Origin of the sequence: Stenotrophomonas maltophilia, from assembly GCF_002799155.1 — a bacterium.
GTDB lineage: Bacteria > Pseudomonadota > Gammaproteobacteria > Xanthomonadales > Xanthomonadaceae > Stenotrophomonas > Stenotrophomonas maltophilia_R.
The window spans coordinates 804,105-822,763 of sequence record NZ_NERD01000002.1 but is presented as its reverse complement, the minus strand read 5'-3'; the positions used below and the strand labels follow the sequence as shown (position 1 = coordinate 822,763).

At 62.2% G+C, this 18,659-nt stretch carries 5 protein-coding genes and 1 pseudogene; all 6 read right to left on the bottom strand.

Annotated elements, in window-relative coordinates:
• Positions 1 to 65 precede the first annotated feature (65 nt).
• The 6 genes and pseudogenes from B9Y82_RS04340 to B9Y82_RS04310 all read right to left on the bottom strand — a co-directional run bounded on the left by B9Y82_RS04340 (position 66) and on the right by B9Y82_RS04310 (position 18,646).
• Positions 66 to 332: a DUF596 domain-containing protein gene (locus B9Y82_RS04340; protein ID WP_157804591.1), complete on the bottom strand. Its 267-nt coding sequence runs from the start codon at positions 330 to 332 to the stop codon at positions 66 to 68.
• 231 nt (positions 333 to 563) lie between these two features.
• The gene (locus B9Y82_RS20550) at positions 564 to 1,025 is read right to left on the bottom strand and encodes a hypothetical protein (protein WP_157804590.1); all 462 of its coding nucleotides are present in this window, start codon (positions 1,023 to 1,025) and stop codon (positions 564 to 566) included.
• A 315-nt stretch (positions 1,026 to 1,340) separates the two neighbouring features.
• Positions 1,341 to 1,832 carry a hypothetical protein gene (locus B9Y82_RS20545; protein ID WP_157804589.1) on the bottom strand — a complete coding sequence of 164 codons (492 nt, stop codon included), beginning with the start codon at positions 1,830 to 1,832 and terminating at the stop codon, positions 1,341 to 1,343.
• A 7-nt stretch (positions 1,833 to 1,839) separates the two neighbouring features.
• A pseudogene (locus B9Y82_RS04325) lies at positions 1,840 to 5,931 on the bottom strand (hemagglutinin repeat-containing protein); the annotation flags it as partial.
• A gap of 926 nt (positions 5,932 to 6,857) precedes the next feature.
• Entirely contained in the window at positions 6,858 to 7,406 is a 549-nt protein-coding gene (locus tag B9Y82_RS04315) for a hypothetical protein (RefSeq protein ID WP_100471674.1), read from the bottom strand.
• Positions 7,403 to 18,646 carry a hemagglutinin repeat-containing protein gene (locus B9Y82_RS04310; protein WP_238381537.1) on the bottom strand — a complete coding sequence of 3,748 codons (11,244 nt, stop codon included), beginning with the start codon at positions 18,644 to 18,646 and terminating at the stop codon, positions 7,403 to 7,405. Before B9Y82_RS04310 ends, B9Y82_RS04315 begins: the two co-directional genes overlap by 4 nt.
• Positions 18,647 to 18,659 lie beyond the last annotated feature (13 nt).

Sequence of the window (18,659 nt, the reverse complement as noted above, 5' to 3'; positions counted from 1 at the left end):
GGTTCGACAGAAATCCAACACACCAGTCAAACAGAAGGCCTCACCCGATGAAGCAGACGCTCAAATCAGGTCCAGACGTCTCCCTCAGGCGCGATCCAAACCAATCCAAACGGAGCATCTGTAAGAAACCAAAGTCCGTCCTCATCGAGATCTTCCTGATCTCTTGTGCTAGGCCACGCACGGCGCAGAACACCCAATTGCGCATCGATATCGCCATCGGCAAAGACGCCGTCCGAGGCAAGTTTCAGCTTCCCTTCCTCCATCAGCATCCTAAGCATAGAAAAGAACTCTTCCGTCTGCCGCTCAAACGCCCCCTCAAACTCCATATTCATATTTCTCCACAGAACCCCCATGGAGCATCCATAAGAGTAATGAAGAACATTCCTGATCGTGTCAGAAATCATTTGAACTCGACGCCCACAATTCTATACATCCAGCGCGCAATTTACTCCAATGGTATCGGCATTGATACCCAGCTCTGCCACCGACGTCCGTTTACCTCCGATGGCGGCATTGCTCTCGGTCAACGTGGCAAGAGGGTAGAGCCGCTGTCGCCAGTTCAATCAAGAAGAAATCGATATAAGAGAACCTTCACGCCACGCCACTCCCGACATAGAAAACAATCTATCAATCTCCTCAAAAAATCCCGACGCGAACACGGGCCCTTCTGCAGAAATCAAACATCTTGAAACCATGCTGGAGGATACCGAGGAGCCAACCATATAGGAATCAAGCCAATACTTCTCCCCATCTTCGGAAAGCGCAAACGGATCGAACTGCGACAGTCGAGCACAAAACTCCTCATCACTAGCCAACCCAAGCTCATCAAGAATGTTCGGGACTGAGAACATCCACACCCCTGAAACAAGACACCTGAGTGTCAAATCAACCGCAAACTGCCATTTCGCATCGTTACTAACCGCCCCCACTCCCAAAAGCGCGTGCGGCGAGCACTCATCCAAACTGAGCAAATACACGTACCACTCAGTCGCCTCGACAATATCAATCAATTCATGCGAATTCATGGCACCCCACTTCTCACAGGGAACTTCAATTTCAAAATCTGATCCTTAGCCTTATTGGCATTCAAAGAACTCACTCGCGCACTATTTATCTCGACAGTCGCGGTAGTAGCGGAATCTGATTCCAAATACGAAGTTGAGGAAGACAATCGGCCACGCGATCAGGCACGCCGACCAGATGGACAGATACACGCACTTCAACACGTCAATATGCCACGCATTTGTCCACTTCCCATGTGCTGACGTGATTGCCTCAACGGCCCCTCTGCCAGAAGGCACTCTCGAACCGCGATCTACAGGAACTTCTGAAGGTCATGCTCAGAAGTCGTCCTCAAGCCTGGAGACATCCCCGCCTGCATCCTTGAATCGACGGACAGCCTCTTCACCCTCAGCCTCATACTCGAACTCGAACGCCGCTGGAGGTCGATCCTTCTTTCGCGGGCTGACTGCTCGGAAGGAAGAGTACATATCCAGGACACTGATAATCTGCGCCTGCTTCAACAATGCAACATTATTTTTATTCCATCTGGAAAAAATCAGGAACAGGTCCCCCACGCGCAAGACTGCATGCCCCTCCCCATAGTGAACGCACTCTCCGCCACTGGCAGCAGGTGCCGCAGTTTCGAATAATTTCCGAACGCGTCGCTCACTGCCTGTGCCAAGAAAACCGAAGTCACCATCCAACCATGCAGCAATCTCCCCGACCCCATCCCCCTGACCATACAAGACAGGCTCTGAATCACCAATTCTCTCATCTGACGAGACAACATACTCATCACCATTCCAATAAGGAAACAAAATTGCACCCATAACCATTCTATTTAGCCCCATAAACCGGATATGCCGTGGCTGCTCCGCCATCCGGGCGTGTGTAGTAGCCTTCAATCTTAACACCACTGGAAGAAGTGCCCTCCCAATATGGCTGACCATTCCTGTACTTCGTTGACGATTTCGCAAATGCGCTTTCGATCTCCATCTCCACCCTGCGCCGGGTCCACTCTCTCGGGAAAAATGTTGTCTCGGCCCTCTTGGCCACCCACTTACCAGTTGCGGGATCACGAATTTCGACCATCCCCCGCGTGATGCCCTTTCGATCCGGCCCCATGGTCACTTCAACAACCCTTACATTATCTGATCGCAGATAATGACCACCAACACCATCACCACGCGCATTCAAGTTCCCGTCTAGAATGTGTTCATAATCTACCGGCGCAGTTCTGCCTGCCGTCCCCCTTTGCTGTTCGATCAGTTCGGCGGGCGTTTTTGACGCCTCTACTTCATTGAGATAGTCGTTCTTGGGGCGTCTTTCACCCATATCCACAGGCGATTTCGGTTTTCCAGCACCAGATGCGGCCTCACGCTCCAGCGCCGCCAGCGTCCTCGCCTTGGCCGCAGCGCGGATTGCAGTGATGTCACCCAGGCTGACCACGGCCAATGCTGCATCAAGTCCCATATCGCCCTTGGTGAAACCGTTGCCCGCAACATCCGCAAGGTTCCACTTCTGGTTCAGACCGAGCTCGTAGGTCGCCGCATCCCAGCCATTTCCGAAGTAGCCAGTGATGGATGACCAGGCGCCGATACCCTTCTCCTTGACGAGGCCCCACCCACCTATTTCCAGCGCACGATCATAGTCATGCTTGGCTTGCTTGAAACTCTCCACAGTGGCATAGATCTGGTTCATCTTGGCCACGTCCATCACCATGCCGCCCGCGTTGGTCGTAACGCCCGCAGCAGCCCCAGCCTTGTCAAACAACAGATTGATGGCGAAATTGGTCATCGCCTCCTGCATTCGTCCATCCAGGACCAGTGCACCCGCAGTGAACGGATCGCATCGCCCGGCGGCGGCGCAGGTGATCTTGTACTTAGCATCGATCGAAGAAGTATGAGTGAGCAGATCCGACGCGATCTTGCCCCCATTCCCCTTCGTCAGGGCCGCCTCAGCCAGGGCAAGCCCGTTGTCCTTGATCCATTGGGTATAGACGGATTCACCCTGTGCGAGCGTCCAGTACGCGTCTCCCAGTTTGGACTTCTCCGCCTGGCACGCTGACGAGTTCGCCGCTCCCGTGCACGCGGCAATCAAGGCCGAATTCCTCGCGTCGGACAACGCAGCGAGTTCTTCCTTCTCGCCGCAGCGTTCACCGCTCTTCGTGCAGCTCAGCATGGCGTCCAGGAACTGCATGCGCTCTGCATGATTCAGGTAGTTGTTCTCGACGGAGTTCTTGGCAATGGTGGCTCCCAAAGCCGCCCCCATCGCGCCATCCCCACCGATTCCACCAGCCATCGCTCCAACGGCCTGCCCCAGTACTTTGATCTTCTGTTCCTGCTCGGGACTCAGCTGCCCTCCATTCTGGCGCGCGTAGTAGTCGCCCAGGACCTTCGCCGCCAACTCACCACCACCAGCCGCCAACGCCCCGCTCCCCGCCTTGCCACCATTGGCCTCAGCCAGCAGCGCGCCCAGCAGCGCGTGCGACAGCATCTGCATGGCCTCGCTAGGCACAGCACTCTGCTTGTTCGGATCAAACGTCTTGCCGATCAGTTCAGCCGCATACGGCGCCAGCGCGCTGGAACCCAGCTGACCCAGCCCCTGCCCTTCAACACCACCGACCAACGCGCTGGTCACTGCGCCGAGCGCGCGACCATAGACACCATCAGGGGCCCACTTCTGCTGGGTCACCAGTGCATCGGGGTAGGATGCATCGAACGCGACGAGGCGCTTGAACTGCTCGTCCGAAGGAAGCGCATCGAACGCCCGTCTCTCTTCGGGACTCATCGGCTCCCGATATTTATCCGTGATCTTCTTCGCATCTGCACTGCCAATATCCCAGGCAATCTGCTGGCTGGTGGCCATCACCGTCCCCGCCGCAGCCGCCATCGCCTGCTGGTCCGCCAGCAGCTTGCTCGCATCCGGCAATGCCTCCAGCGCACGATGCGCTCCACTGGCGTCGGTATTGATGCCCAGCTCAGCCGCCGACGTCTGCTTGCCACCGATGGTGATGTTGCCCTCGGTCAAAGTGGCAAGGGTGGAGCTGCTGTCGCTGCCCTTTTCCATCATCGGCAGGCCCGGACCACCACGGGGCGCGGCCGTTCCCGGCTTGGGCGTCCAGCCATCCATCTCACCGCCGGCACCACCACTGATGCTGCCCGAACTGGCCGTGTAGTCCATGTGGTTCTGCAGGTCGGTGAACGTCAGCGAGCCCGCAGTCAGTTCACTGTTGCCCGCATGGGTGCTGGCAATCGCGCCGCCCACCAGGTTCACGTGACCTGCATCGACGTGGTACCCGCCATTGCCGGCGAACAGGCCGCTCTGCTGGCCAACACCCTGGTAGCTGCCGCTGGCCTTGCCTGCACTGGCATACCCGTCAGCATTCCATGCGGTGCCGATCGACACCTGCACGCGGCCACCCACCTGGCTGTTCCTGGACATGCTCTCGGCGATGTCCTGCAGCGATTCGATGGTCAGCGTCCCGCCGGTCTTGACGTCGATTCGGTCAGCGGTCGCCGTGGCGCCACGCAGGGTGGTATCGCCCTCGGCCTTCATCGAAATGTTCTTGCCGGTCAGCGTGGTGTTCTGCCAGGTGCTGCTCTCGGCATTGGCCTTGCTGCTGCCGACACTCGCTTCGGCGTACACGTACACGCCGGTCTGCGCGCCTACAGAGACGCCTACGCCGACTTCGGCGCCGGCATTGCTGCTCTTGCTGCGGTCGGCCACATGCGCCTTGCCAGCTTCCAGCAGGATATCTCCGGCCGAATCCAGGCTGAGCGTGTTGCCTGCGCTCAGGTTGCCCTGCACCACATGGATGTTGCCCTGGGTGCTGGTCAGGTTCACGTTTCCACCACCCTGGATGGTCGAGCCACGCGACACCATGCTGCTGCCATCGGCACTGCTGTTGGCGGTCTTGAAGCCGATGCCTGCTTCAGCACGGAACAGTTCGCCACTGCCGCCACGGCCGGACAGTGCCGAGATCGCACTGGCTGCCTGGTAGGCATTGGCGCCTGCCGCCATGCCCTGCATCTTCTGCAGGCGATCATCGGACTGACGGGCCGCATCCACGTTGTTGATCAGGTCGATCAACGGCGACCTCACCCGCGCGAACACGCCGATCTTCAGGTCCTTGTCGCTCTGCGAGTAGTGACCGCTCTCATCGGCGGTCAGCAGCTCGATTTCGGCGGCGGTGATGTTCACATCCTTGGCGGCCACCACGTTGCTGGCCGTCTGCGTGTACTTGCCACCGGCGGTAAGGTTCACGCTGCCGCCCAGACTGCCGATGCTGCTGGCCACCTGTGACACCTGCGCGCTGTCGTCCTGGTGCTGCTCGCGGTGCCAGCCGGAGAACTTCTCGGTATCCGATATCTGTACCGTGCCGATCGCCTTGCTGTCCGACGTATTGGCGTTGCTGACCGTATCCTGCCCGCTGCGGACCAGCAGATCACCGGCCGCACGGATGCTGACGTCCTTTTCGGCGGCGATGTTGGCTGCGGTCAGGCTGATGTTGCCCTCGGTGGTGGCCATGCGCACGCCGCCGCCGACCGACAGCTGCGTGCCGGTGATGGTGTCACTGCTGCCGCTGCCCTGGCTCTGCGAGTTGTTGGTACCGAACGGCAGGCCGCTGGTGTTGTTGGCAAAGCCCCAGCCCTTGCCGCGGCTGCTGCTGTCGCTGCGCTCGGTGTTGTGGGCCACGTCGAACACGATGTCCTTGGTGGCCAGCAGCACAGCGTTGCCCTCGGCCGACATCTGCGTGCCCTGGCTGAGGATCGAGCCCCCATTGGCAATCAAACTGAGATCGCCGCCTGCAGCCAACTGGCTGACGCGGGCATCACTGGTCGAATGGCTCTGCTCGCTGTTGGCGCGCTGGCTGCCGGCAGTCACCACGGTCGAAGTAGTGGCCGCACGCAGGCCGGAGGCTGCGCCTTATATCCATAAGGTATATCGCCACGTGAAGCGAGGTGGAATCAGGCTAGGAACTGCGACCCTGTTGTAGGGCATTACGGGACAACAGGCTCCGGGAAGACCAGATTCTTCCCGAGCCTTGCCGCACAGGCGCTCTCGAACTGAAAGGAGAGCACAAAGCGGAATCCGCAGGTCGCGGCGTAGCACATGATGAAGCACACAGGACTCCATCTGAGGTCGCACTTACTTCTTGCTCATACGTGAATTGTAGCTTCCCGCATTCCAGCCACTCTCAAATGGCCGACCCTGTTTCAGTGCCCACCCCTGCTTCTGCTGTTTCACCAGATAAAAACCGTCGCGTGCATCAAGGCATCACAGGCGCCTATCCACGGAAATTGACTCCCAAGATGGAGCAATTGAATTCTCCTCAAGATAGGTCTCAAGATCCCGAAACGGAGAAACGCCGATGTCACTCAAAGAAAACCATACAGCATCACATTCGTCGCAGACAAAAATCTGAGCCACACTCTCCTTGACGCGAGCCTCAAGTATCTCACCTTGCTCACACCGCGGACAAATCACGAAACACCTCACTGTACGGGATACGCAGACATTATTTTATTGGCGCCAGGCTTAACAATAATTCTTATGTTCTTCTCGCCGGCAGTGCCAATCACTCGCCCCATTGGGACGATGAACGTCCCCGGATCTCCAGGCACCGCACGCCCTTCATCCTCCAAGCCTCGTCGATAAGAGAGATCAACTTGGATCTATCCTCAACGAAAACCGAATGCGTGGCCTTTGCGGGGTTTTGAATCGTATGTGCCAATATGTACTTGATACGATTTCCATGTATAGAGCCCATCCCGCAGCATCCCGGCCATTGAGGTGCGCTTGCCTGTCAAGCGCGGCTTTTCACGAACTCAATGCAACGACCAGAAACACCCTCAAGCCACAACGCAGATTGCAGTCACGACCTGCTCCGGCTCATCCTCGAGCGGCACACCCCAACCGGAAATTTCGAGGACCCCGTAATCACCTCCGCTACAGAACCACTCCTCCGCCTCATCGAAATGCAACTCGCTAAAAACAAGAAAATCAGAAACCAGACTACCCAGGCCAATTGATCCTGCCGCAAGTCCACGATAGGACTTACGTGCAACAACATCCCACGGCATCCCCAATGCGTAAACCTTGAGCGCCCGCACAACCCAGCCCTCGATCGTAATAGAGAGCGCAGCCATGTCACCAGCGCGATCACCGCCAGGCAGGGAGAACAGGAGCCCGCCATTTCCGTGCTCGTCAGGACCACATCTTTCCAGACGAAGATCAGGCCCGCCCTCAAACCTGTACAGCTGAGCATCCGCGTCAATCAGATATGCGGCGAGAACCGCGTCCAGATCACCGTATGACGCATGCAGAGGTATAGCTGCCATCGATACACCAGGAACAATAGGTGCATCCCACGCAATGGAGAAACTAATGGAGATATTCATTCTGGAATCCAAGTATTCGTTGAATGATTAAATTTAACTTTCTGACCCTGCGGATTCAAGTATATCGTATTGTTGTCGTAAATCGGATCACCGGGGCCACGGAACTTAGGACGGTACCCCGAAGGATCAATAACCTTAACCTTACTCCCATCGAAATAGGTCAACTTGTAATATTCCCCAACGTGCACCGATTTTTGCGCCGACCCTGCTGTTGAGGGACTGTATTGAATCTCTCTGATGCCCGTTGCCCCGCCGCTAACCCTATATACCTGAGCATTGCCAGAGCTATTCGCTTTCGCAGGAATTCGCACCAACGTCGCACCATCCAAACTAAATGACTGCCGAATCAGATCAATTGACTTTCCCCATATATTGGCTGGAGCCTTAAGAATATCCCTTGGAATTCCCGCCTGCCCCGCCAAACTTTCGCGCAACCCAACTCTTGCGGTCGCTGAACTTGCAGGCACCATCCTGCCCTGCGGCATCCCGGCCAATCCGAGGGTCATCGAAACCGCAAGATCCTGCCAGTACTCGCCACTGGTGAAGATGTTGGACATATCACCAAACGCTTGGCCGAAATTCCCTCTCAAGCCGTGTGAAAAATAGGAACCCAGATCCAATGCGTAACCAGGCGTCATGCCCCAAAGCGGCGGAGGCAGTCCAGATACAACGAAATCGTTGTACTCATCCTTCTGCATGATGAGCCGAGGAGTTCCGTCTGACTCTGTCAGCGTGAAGCTGACAGTCTCGCCAGTTTCCTTGTTCTGATTCGCTATGACTTTATAGGCAACCTCATCACTACTGTCGGAAATAACAACCGCCTTGGTGTTGTCCGACATCTCAAGAATGGTGGAACAGCCTCGCACAGCGGGGTTTGCCTTGCAGACATCCAGAGCTTCCAGGTACTGGTCCCAGTGCATCTGACGGTTGAACTGATCTCCCAGCAGCGCAGTGCCCGCACCATCGGTACCACCCACGACCCCGCCCAACGCAGCACTGGCCAGTTCGATCAAGCTGTTGAACTCACCACTTCGCGGATCCATGCCCTGACCGGTAAGGAAGCGTGTCATTGCCTCCTTGGCCAGCGCTGCACCGGTGGCACCCGCAGCGGCGCCACTAATATCGCCGCCACTCAATGCCGCAACGGCAGCGCCTGTCAGGCCATGCAGCAAGACCTTATTGCGCCCGCTTTCACCCCACTCGCTGATCCGCCGCAGCGCGTCGGCCTCGGCCTCGGCATCACCATTGGCGCGCGCAACTTCCAGGTCCACCTTGGCCTGGGCACTCTTCTTGGAGGCCAGATTGCCAACGGCCTTGAAACCGATCTCTCCCAGGATATGCGTGAGTTCCTGCCGCTCCTGAACCTTCTTCTCGTCAAAGATGGGCGCAAACCCGTTGGCGTTGTCCAGACTGGTTACGCCGCGCTGCAGGTCTGCCAGCGTGCTGCTGTCTCCGTTTCTAATATCGATCGTGCCGTCGGCTACGCCGCTCCGCGTGGTGGTGCTCTTGCGGTCACCCGTTGGCATGCCCGGCATCACCGACGGGTTGAAATTGAACCCGTCCGAGGGGCTCCCACCGCCGCTGGTACCGCCACTGATCGATGCAGAAAGGAACTCCGCCCGGTTCTTGAGATCCTCAACCGTCAAGCTACCCGTCGACAGCAGATTCTTCGACGGATCCGCGGTACTTGCGATGACGGCTCCGGCCAGATGCGTGTTGCCCCCAACCTGCAACTGGAAGCCCCCATCACCAGCGGCGATTCCCGTCTGCTCACGGACACTGCGGTAGTCACTGTCAATCAAGGCGGCGCTGCCGCTGGCACTACCCTCGAAGCCATAGCCAATCGTGGCTTCACCTTTTGCCGCAAGCTGCTGACTCTTGTATCTATCCGTGTCCTGCTCTGTGCGCACCGCCAGATTGCCCGCCACTTGGCCAATCACCTGGTTGGCAACCAGCTGTGCGCCCTGCAGAGTCGTGTCTCCACCACTCGCAAACGTAAGGCGATCCCCGGCCTTGATGATACTTTCGTTGTGGACGGTGCCGTTCCCGTCGGCCTTGCCACGCGCGGCATTGGCGCCAACATAGACACCGATCGCTGCACCGCCGCCGCTGCTTCCACTGATCGCAACACCGATCTCTCCACCCTGGGACTGGTTTCTGCTGTCCTGGGCGTAGCGATCCTCGCTGCTTCTGATCATCAGATCCTTGGCCGCCGCAAGATCTACGTTGCGACCCGACACGCTACTGCCCACCACGGTCAGATCACCGCCCGTGGCTGCGATCACCACATCGCCATCACTGTGCAATGTGCTGCCACGATGGGTCGTCTGCTCCATCGTCGTTTCCGACTGGGATCGCTGGGTTCCTGCGGTCACCCGGACGTTCAATCCGGCGCCGCCACCTCCATCGCCCGACTGCTGCCCCGCAGCCTGGGCCACAGCGATTGCCCCCTGGGCCGCCTTGTACGCATAGAGCGCCTTGAGGCGATCGTCTTCGACCTCGTCTGCGCGTTTGGCTAAGGCGTACACGGCGCGTGCACCTTGAATCGTATCAACGGTCGCACCGCCCACGGCGACGTTCAGACCTGACTGCCTGAAGTAGTTCCTGTCGTTGTACTCCGAGTGCTGTTCTGCTGAATCGATGCGTACATCCTTGCCAAGCAACGTCATTCCGTTCTTGGAGAGAACATCGGATCCGCCGATGTGCAGCGTTTCTCCCGCCGTTAGTGTCACGCTGCCCAGCGCGCTGCCGATGATGCTTCCTTCCGCGACCGTTTCGGTCAGGGAGCTGCTGTTGCCGGCACTTCGGCTGCCGAAGGTAACTCCGAAGCTGCCATTCATCCCCCCAAGCAGCCCGGACTTCTTGCGATCGCTACTGTGCTGTTCGGAATGAATGGACTCCGCAGCAACAATACTGAGATTGCCCTTGGCGGCCATCACTACATCGCCAGTGGCCGCAATCTTGGCGCCCTCGGCTGTGATGTCACGACCTGCGCCGATGCTGATCCGCTCACCCGACAAAACCGTGCCAACGACCAGGATGTCTTGGGTCGCATCGTGCGTTGCGGTACGCGTAGTGGACGTTAGTCCACGCTTCTTGCGCTGGGTGTCTTGCTCCCAGGTGTGCTCTTCCTGCGCGGATGTCAGATTCACATCACGGCCAGCACCAATACTGATCGCGTCCTTTTCGCTTCGTACCTCCGCGGCTACCAGGTTCGCATCGCGGCCTGCACTGAGTGCGATTCCGCCGTCAGCAGACAACTGGCTACCCCGCACCGTCTCATCACGCTGGCTGACCTGCAGCGAGCTGCGCTTGCCTGCATTGGCAAAATCGCGGCTCTCGCTGTCCACCAGCGCCTGGCTGTTGATGTCCCCACCGGCCTGCAGTGCCAGGCCGCCCCCCGCCTTGATCTGCGCGGCGGCCAGGGTGATGTCCTTGCCAGCGGCCAGCACCACATCGCCAGCGCCCTGTACCGACGAGGCAGCGTGTGTCGTCCTGCTGCTGCGCTGGTGGTTGCGCTCATCGAAGGTGGCGTCGCGGCGTTCTTCCAGCGCAATAGCGCCAACATCCAGATTGCCGCCTGCGGCCAGCTGGGTCAGGCCGTCAGTGCCAGCGTTGCGGAGCTGTGCGGCCTGCAGGCTGATGTCCCCGCCAGCCACCACCGACAGCATGCCGTCGCCACTGGGGTTGGTTACATACAGGCCGGCGACCCGATCGATGCGATTGGTTTCGTACTGGTAGGTGCCACCGCCCCGCTGTGTCTCCACCGTGGAGGCCACCGAGACGTTGCCCGCCGCCTTGACCGACAGCGCATCGGTGGCCGTCACGGCGGCACCGACAACGCGGATGTCCTTGTCCGACGACAGCCCGACGTACTGGCCGGAAATGCTGCCGCCCAGATGCTCGATGTTGCCGGCATCGATGGTCACCAGCTTGCGGCCGGCGATATTGCCGGTGTTGACCAGGCCATTGCCCAGTTTGATATCGACATTGGCGCCGGCCAGCAGTGCACCGTTGCCGTCCAGGTCGCCCGGTCGCAGGCGCAGGTAGACCTGCGGCACCAGCGCGGTGGTGGTGCTGCCATCGGCCAGGGTGACGGTCTGCTCGACCAGCCAGACGATGTCACTGGTCAGCTGTGCCATCTGTGCTTCGGTCAGCGCCACGCCAGGGCGCAGGCCCCATTCGCTGGCCACCGTGGCACCGGCCTCCAGCAGCGCGCGGTACTGCGCCTCGTCACTGGCGTAGCCGTCGAGGAAGCGTCGACCGGTCAGCTGGCCGATCTGCTCGCGCACCAGCTTCTGCTCGTAGTAGCCATCGCCCAGGCGCTTGTGCACGGTATCGGGCGAGTAGCCCATCTGACCCAGCAGGTGGTCCGAGCTCAGCCAGGTCTTGTGGTCGGTAAAGCGCGGATCGGTCTCGACCAGGTAGTGGCCACCGTTGGGATTGACGTTGAACAGGCTGGCGCTCGGCGCGCGCGTGTCCGGTGCGCCCATCGCGATCCGGTCCGGCGATCCACCACTGGCCGCGACCACGCGCGGCCCGGAGCTGCTGCTGTTGCCGCTCACGCCGCCGACGCTGCCGCCCTGCTGGGTGCCGGCGGCATCGGCCGCCTGTGCCAGCGCGCGTTCGGCACCGGTGCCGGTGGACTGGCCGGGCCCCTGCGCACCGCCGTGGCCCGGCCCATCCGGCAGGGTCTTGGGACCCTGCACGTTGAGGTTGGCCATGGCCGAACCGTTCTGCACGTTCGGCGCGTTTCGCCCTTGGTTGAGGTTGCTCAGGTCACCGACGTCGATGCTCAACGAGCCGCCGCTGACAATGCTGCCGCCAATTTTACCGGTCACCTCGGAAATGGCCGGCGTGCTCCAGGTCATTACGTCACCGCCGAAGGTATGGCTGACGTTGGAGAACTGATGCGTGCGATACAGCGTGGCCGCCAGGTTTTCCACCTTCGCCGCGCCGCTCAGGCCGACAATGTCCAGATCGCCGCCGGCGGCGATGCTGCCGTAGTGGTTGCGCAGGCCATCGGTGCGGATGCGCATCGCGCCCCCGGACCGGATGACCGCATCGGCACCGACGCCCGGCTGCAACACATCTTCGGTCACCGTGCGCGTGGCCAGGCGGTACTGCTCGTTGGCACTGGTTGAATTGCCGCCCGCAAACTGTGGGCTGGTCAGAATGCGGTCGGGATCGTAGTCCTTGAAGGTCCACAACTGCACGCAATTGGTCGTGCAGGTGCCATACGCCGAGGAATAGGTGAGTCTGTCATCGACGTAGCGGAATGCCGGCGAATCGGGATGCAGGGTGGTCAGCTCGGCAAAGGGATCGTCGGCACCACCGGCAGCCTGGTCCGGATTGACCTGGTTGTCCTGGCGACCGACGTAGTACATCACCACCGTGCCATCCTGCACGTTCAGGCGCGATCGCTCTCCCAGCGCGGCATACAGTCCACCACGCCCGAAGAAGTACGCGCTGGTCTGCGCGGTCAGCCGCACCACGGCACGGTGCACGGTGAAGCCGTCCGGCGTGATGTGCGGTGTGTCCTCCAGGATGTCGGCCGGGTTGAGGTAGTACACCTCGTGCGCGGAGTAATGGCTGGTACTGCGGATGTTCTCGGTAGCGTTCTTGCCGTTGCGCCACCATGCGGGCCGGTCCATGCGCACCGGGGCATTCACGGTCGTGGCCTGTGTGATGACCACGTTCTCGCGGATGTTGTTGACCACGTGCGCATCGATGGACAGGGTGCCGGTCACATCGATGACCGAGCTGATGTTGTCGATCCGCCCGGCAATGCCGCTGGCGATCCGATCGGCCCCCAGCGATCCACCGATGGCCGCATCACCGCCGCTGTAGATCAGGCCCTTGCCGGTGTTCTGCAGTTCGCGCACGCCCAGGTCCAGCCGCTCGCGTGCGGCCACGGTGCCGACGCGGGTGGCACCACCGGCCTCTTCGGCGCGGTTCTTCAGCACGCCGGTGGAGATCGCCACGCGATCGCCGTAGATACGCCCGGTGCCGAGATTGTCGATCTCGCCGGCCTCCAGGTGGGTCAGCGCGCCATCGATCAGGCCGCGGTTGGTCAGCTGGCCACGGGCGTTGAGGTGGGTCGTGCCCTGGCTGGAGATCTCACCCGAGGCTGCGTTGGTGATGTTCTGGGCGTTGAGGTCGAGGTTGCCACCGCGCATCACACCCTGGTTGTCGAGGTCGCCGGACAGGTTCAGCGACAGCGTGCCGTTGGCGATCCATTCGCCACGTTGGCGCATGCCCTGCTGCAGGGTGAGGCCGAGGTCACGCTGCGCATGCACCTGGCCGTCTTCGCTGAGCACACGTGCCACCAGGGTCTGGCTGCCGTCGGCCCGCAGCAGGCCGCCACTGTTGGCGACGTTGTCCGCCCGGCTGTCCAGGTTGCCGCCGGTGCTGATCACGCCGCCGGTGTTCTGCAGCTGGCCGTTGATCTGCAGCCGCGCCCCGCCATCGGTGACGACCTGGCCCTGGCTGTTGTCCAGCCACTGCGTTGCGAACTGCAACTCGCCCGCCTGCAGGCCGCGGGTGCCATCGCCACCGCGGGTATTGCGGTTGTCGACGCTGGCGGCGGTGAGGGTCAGCAGCTGACCGGCGGCGATTGCACCGGCAGCGTTGTCCAGATGCCCGCTCAGGGTCAGGTCGAGATTGCGCCCGGCCTGCACGCGCCCCGCGCCGTTGGCCAGCGTCGTGGCCTGCAGCGACAGGCCTGCAGCGCTGACAAGCGTACCGCCGGCGCTGTTGTCGGCACTGGCCAGCAGCAGCCGCGCATCGCCCTGCGCGTTCAGCGTGCCACCACGGTTGTCCAGCGCGCCTCCTTCCAGCTGCAGCTTGCCCCCCGCCAACAGGCCGCCACTGCTGGCCGTGCCGCGGTTGTCGATGGCTTGCCCTGTGGTATCGATCAGCAGATCGGCGGCCGACTGCACCCGGCCACCCTGGTTGTCCAGCGCGCCGCTGTGCACGGTCAGCGCACCCTTCTGCGTACCCAGCGTACCTGCGCTGTTGTCCAGCCGCTGGCCGCGGGTATCGACGGTCAGCTGGCCACCCAGCAGCGTGCCGCGCTGGTTGTCAAGGCCATTGGCCTGCAGCTGCAGCAGCTCGCCGGCCTGCATCGCGCCATCGCTGTTGTTCACGCCTGCAACCGTGGTCAGCAGCAGGTCCTTGCCTGCCACCACCGTGCCGTGCCGGTTGTCGAGGCTGGCGGCGTCCAGCGTCATCGCACCAGCGCTGGACAGCAGCCCCTGGCTGCCATTGTCGAGGCGACTGTCGATGCCCAGTACCAGCTCGCTGCCACCGGCGTGGACGGTACCGCCGAGGTTGTCGAGGCTGGCGGCATTGAGCGTGCCCGCGCCACCCAGCAGGATGCGCCCGCTCTGGTTGTCCAATGCCTGGCCGATGGCCAGGGTGGAACGGCCGCTGCCGGCGCCCTGCAGGATGCCCTGCGCATTGATCAGCTGCCGCGCGGAAACGTCGAGCACGCCATTGCTGGCCAGCGAGCCGCCGCGATTGTCCAGCAGCCCCTGTACCCGCAGGCGCAGCGCCTCGTCGCCGGTGGCAGTGAGTGCACCTCCGGCCGTGATCAGGCTATCGGCAATGACGTCGATGCGTCGCGCCGAGGTGGTCGCCTTCGACAGGTCAAGCGTTTTGCCCTCCAGCACCAACGTGCCATTGCTGAGCACACTGCCGCTTGCACCCAGCAGGGTCTGCGCGAGCACCTGCAACCGGCCGCTGCCGGCGTGCTGGATCTTGCCTGCGCTGTTGTCCAGCGCCTGCGCCTGCAGCGTCAGGTCACCATTGCTGGCCAGCGTGCCGCCGGCATTGCCCAGCGTGGTGGCATGCATGCGGCTGGCACCCTCGCCACTGGCGACGATGCGGCCACCGGCGTTGTCCAGCGTTCCGGCCTCGAGGTCGAAGCGATCCGCCCCCAGCGTTGCGTCGCGATGGTCTACCTCATCCGCGCGCAGGGTGAGCGTAGCCGCAGAGACCAGCGTGCCCTTGCTTCCATCCAGGCGGGTCGTGGTGATATCCAGGCCCTGGTTGCCGGCGTGGCGGATGGCACCGGCGGTGTTGTCGACCCGCGCGGCAGCAATGGTCAGCCGGTTGGCATTGCTGGCGATGGTGCCTTCATGGTTGTCCAGCGTACCGTTGACCTGCAACGTGCTGCCGGCTGTACCGGCAGCACTGAGCGTGCCCTTGCGGTTGAGCAGTTCACCGGCCTGCACATCCAGGGCACCGTTGCCTGCGATCGTGCCGCCGCTGTTGTCCACGCTCTGTGCCACGAGCAACTGCAGTGCATCGCTGCCGGTGGCGCTGAGGTTGCCGCCGGCGTTGTCCAGGCGTTCGGCATTGATCGCAATGTGCTCTGCCTGGGTGATACTGCCGGCACCCAGCACCAGCTCGCCGCCCTCGAGCGTCAGCGTGGACTGGCTGAGGATCCGCCCCGCCGCGCCCTGCAACGCATCGGCACGGATCTGCAGCGTGCCGCTGCCGGCGTGTTCGATTGCACCGCTGCGGTTGTCCAGCCGCGCCGCCTGCAACAGCACGTTGCCGCTGCCCGCCAAGCGGCCGCCATCGCGATTGTCCAGCAGTTCGCGGGCCTGCACCTGCAACAGGCCGCTCCCCGCAGCAAGTACCTTGCCGCCCTGGTTGAGCAGGCTGCCGACGTGCAGCTGCAACTGGCCGTTGCCAGAGATCGCACCGGCGCTGTTGTCCAGATCGTCGCGCACGGTCAGGGTCGCGCCCTGGCTACCAGCCGACTGCAGCGTGCCCTTCTGGTTGTCGATGCGGCCCGCATCGATGCGCAGGCCCGCATTGCCAAGCACCTGCCCGCCGTTGTTGTCGAAGGTGCCACGTACCTCCAGCGCCAGCTCGGAATTGCTCAGCGAAACGATCTGGCCACCGGCGTTGCGCAGGCCGTCTGCCTGGATCTGCACGCGCTGCGCCGAGGTGGTGCCGCCACTCACATCCAGCTGGCCACCGGTCAGCGACAGGTCGCCGTTGCTGAGCAGGCGGCCTTCGCTGCCACGCAGCGTATCGGCGTGAACACGCAACGCGCCGCTGCCTGCCTGCTGCAGCAGGCCCTTGCTGTTATCCAGCGTGGTCGCCGAGACGGTCAGTTCACCATTGCCGGCTACGGTGCCACCGGCACTGTTGTCCAGCATACCGGCCCGCAGCATGCTGCCCTGGTTGCCCAGCGACAGCAGGCTGCCGCCGCGGTTGTCCAGCGTGTCGGCGGCGATCTGGAACAGCGCTGCGCTGAGCGTGCCATTGCGCACATCCGCGTTGCCCACCGTCCAGTCCAGGCGACCGAGCGTGCCCAGGCGACCGCCGGCACCGGTCCAGTCGCCCGTGGTCAGCGACAGGCCGCCGCTACCGGCATGCTCGATGCGGCCACCGGCATTGAAGACCCGACCTGCCCCCAGCGTCAGGCGCTCGGCATTGGTCGCCAACAGGCCGCCCTCGTTGTTGAACGCGCCTTGCACGGTCCAGGCCGACTCGGCACTGCCGGCATGGCGCAGCTCGCCTGCCCGGTTGTCCAGCGACTGTGTCAGCAGCTGCAGCGCACCGGCCACACTCAGCGCGCCCTTCTGGTTGGACAGCGTGCCCAGCTGCAGCGCAGCGTCACCGTGCACCTGCAGAGTGCCGCCATCGTTGTTCAGATCGCCCGTGGCGCGCAGCGAGGCCACACCAAGGCGGCCTCCGCTGTTGTCCAGGCCATTGCCCGCAACCAGCGAAACACGACCGCCGTTGCTGATGCTGCCGCCGTTGTTGTCGAGCGTGCCGGCGATGTCCAGCACACCGGCGGCCAACGGAACCGCCGGCGTCACCGGCGCACCGCCTGCGCCCGTACCCGGAGTACCCGTACCGGGCATGCCGGTTCCGGGCGTACCGGTACCTGGCGTTCCACCGCTTCCCGGCGAGGTGCCACTGCCAGGGGTACCACCGGTGCCGCCCGACGCCACCGCATCCAGCGCACCGATCAGGCCTTCACTGCGATTGCTCACGCTGCCAGCGGTGAGGCTCAACGCCTGCACGCCGGTCTGCTCGATGGCGCCGCCACGGTTGCGCAGGGCCTGCGCCTGCAGCTGCAGGCGCTGTGCATTGAGCTTGCCGCCACTGTTGTCCAGCGTGCCGCCGGAGATGATCGCCGCTTCATGCGTGGCAGCGATGGTGCCGGCATTGGCCAGATCCCCGCTCGCCTGCACGCGCACGTTCTGCAGTGACTGCAGCGCGCCGGTGTTCTCCAGCCGGCCGTCCACCGTGACCACGAGTTCGCCGGCCTGCGCGCCAATGCTGCCAGCATTGCGCACGCCCACGCCGTGCTCGTTGCCGACCAGCCAGATCTTGTTGGCGAACATGCCGCCCAGCGCGCCCACGTCCAGCGCGAAGGTCGGCGCTTCGCCACTGGCCGCGCTCGCGCTGGCCTGGCTGTGGTCGGCACTGACCACGTTGCTGCCCAGCGTCGCCTGCAGCTGGTTGGCCCAGATGCCGGCATTGACCTTCAACGAACGGGTGATCAGGTCGGTGTAGTCGGCACGACTGGCATCGAGGCCATCGCCGTTGACCTCGATTGCCCCAGCACTGACCCGATAACCTTCCAGCGAGCCGCTGCCGCTGAACATCGGGGTGCCGGTGGTCAGGGTCACCCGGCTGGCATTGAGGAAGCCCCCCCCGTTGACCTGGATGCCGGCCGGATTGGCGATGATCACCTCGGCGCGCTGTCCGGCCACTTCCACGTAGCCATTGAGTCGGCTCGCCGGGCCGTTGACCTCGTTGAGGATGACCCGTGCGCTGCCGGTGGCCAGCCATGGATTGCCCTGCACCCAACCGCCCAGCTGCGTCTGCACCTGGCCACGCGCGTTGTTGAGGATCACGCCCTCGCGGCCGACATCGAACTGCGAGTAACGGTTGCGCGAAACACCACCGGCCGACGGCGTGGTGATGTTGACCATCGGCACACCGCTCGGCGCGGTGACCACGGTGGGACGCTCACGACCGGGCGCATTGGGATCGGACGCGATGTGGCCGACCGATTGCGCTGCAGCCACGGGCACCAGGCTGACCCATCCCAACGCGCACATCAGCGCGAAGCCAAGCGGCGACACGGCCGCCGTCTGCCGGCCGGCAACCTGGCCGACCAGGCCACCACCGCCTTTCACCAGTTCCGAGGCGACCTGCCACACGCGCAGCGCGCGGTTGAAAACCAAGCGATAGATGCTGTTCATTTCACGAATCCTT

Coding starts and splice junctions, on each gene's coding strand:
- B9Y82_RS04340 (WP_157804591.1), bottom strand. CDS start 332: ATGAATATGGAGTTTGAGGGGGCGTTTGAGCGGCAGACGGAAGAGTTC.
- B9Y82_RS20550 (WP_157804590.1), bottom strand. CDS start 1,025: ATGAATTCGCATGAATTGATTGATATTGTCGAGGCGACTGAGTGGTAC.
- B9Y82_RS20545 (WP_157804589.1), bottom strand. CDS start 1,832: ATGGGTGCAATTTTGTTTCCTTATTGGAATGGTGATGAGTATGTTGTC.
- B9Y82_RS04315 (WP_100471674.1), bottom strand. CDS start 7,406: ATGAATATCTCCATTAGTTTCTCCATTGCGTGGGATGCACCTATTGTT.
- B9Y82_RS04310 (WP_238381537.1), bottom strand. CDS start 18,646: ATGAACAGCATCTATCGCTTGGTTTTCAACCGCGCGCTGCGCGTGTGG.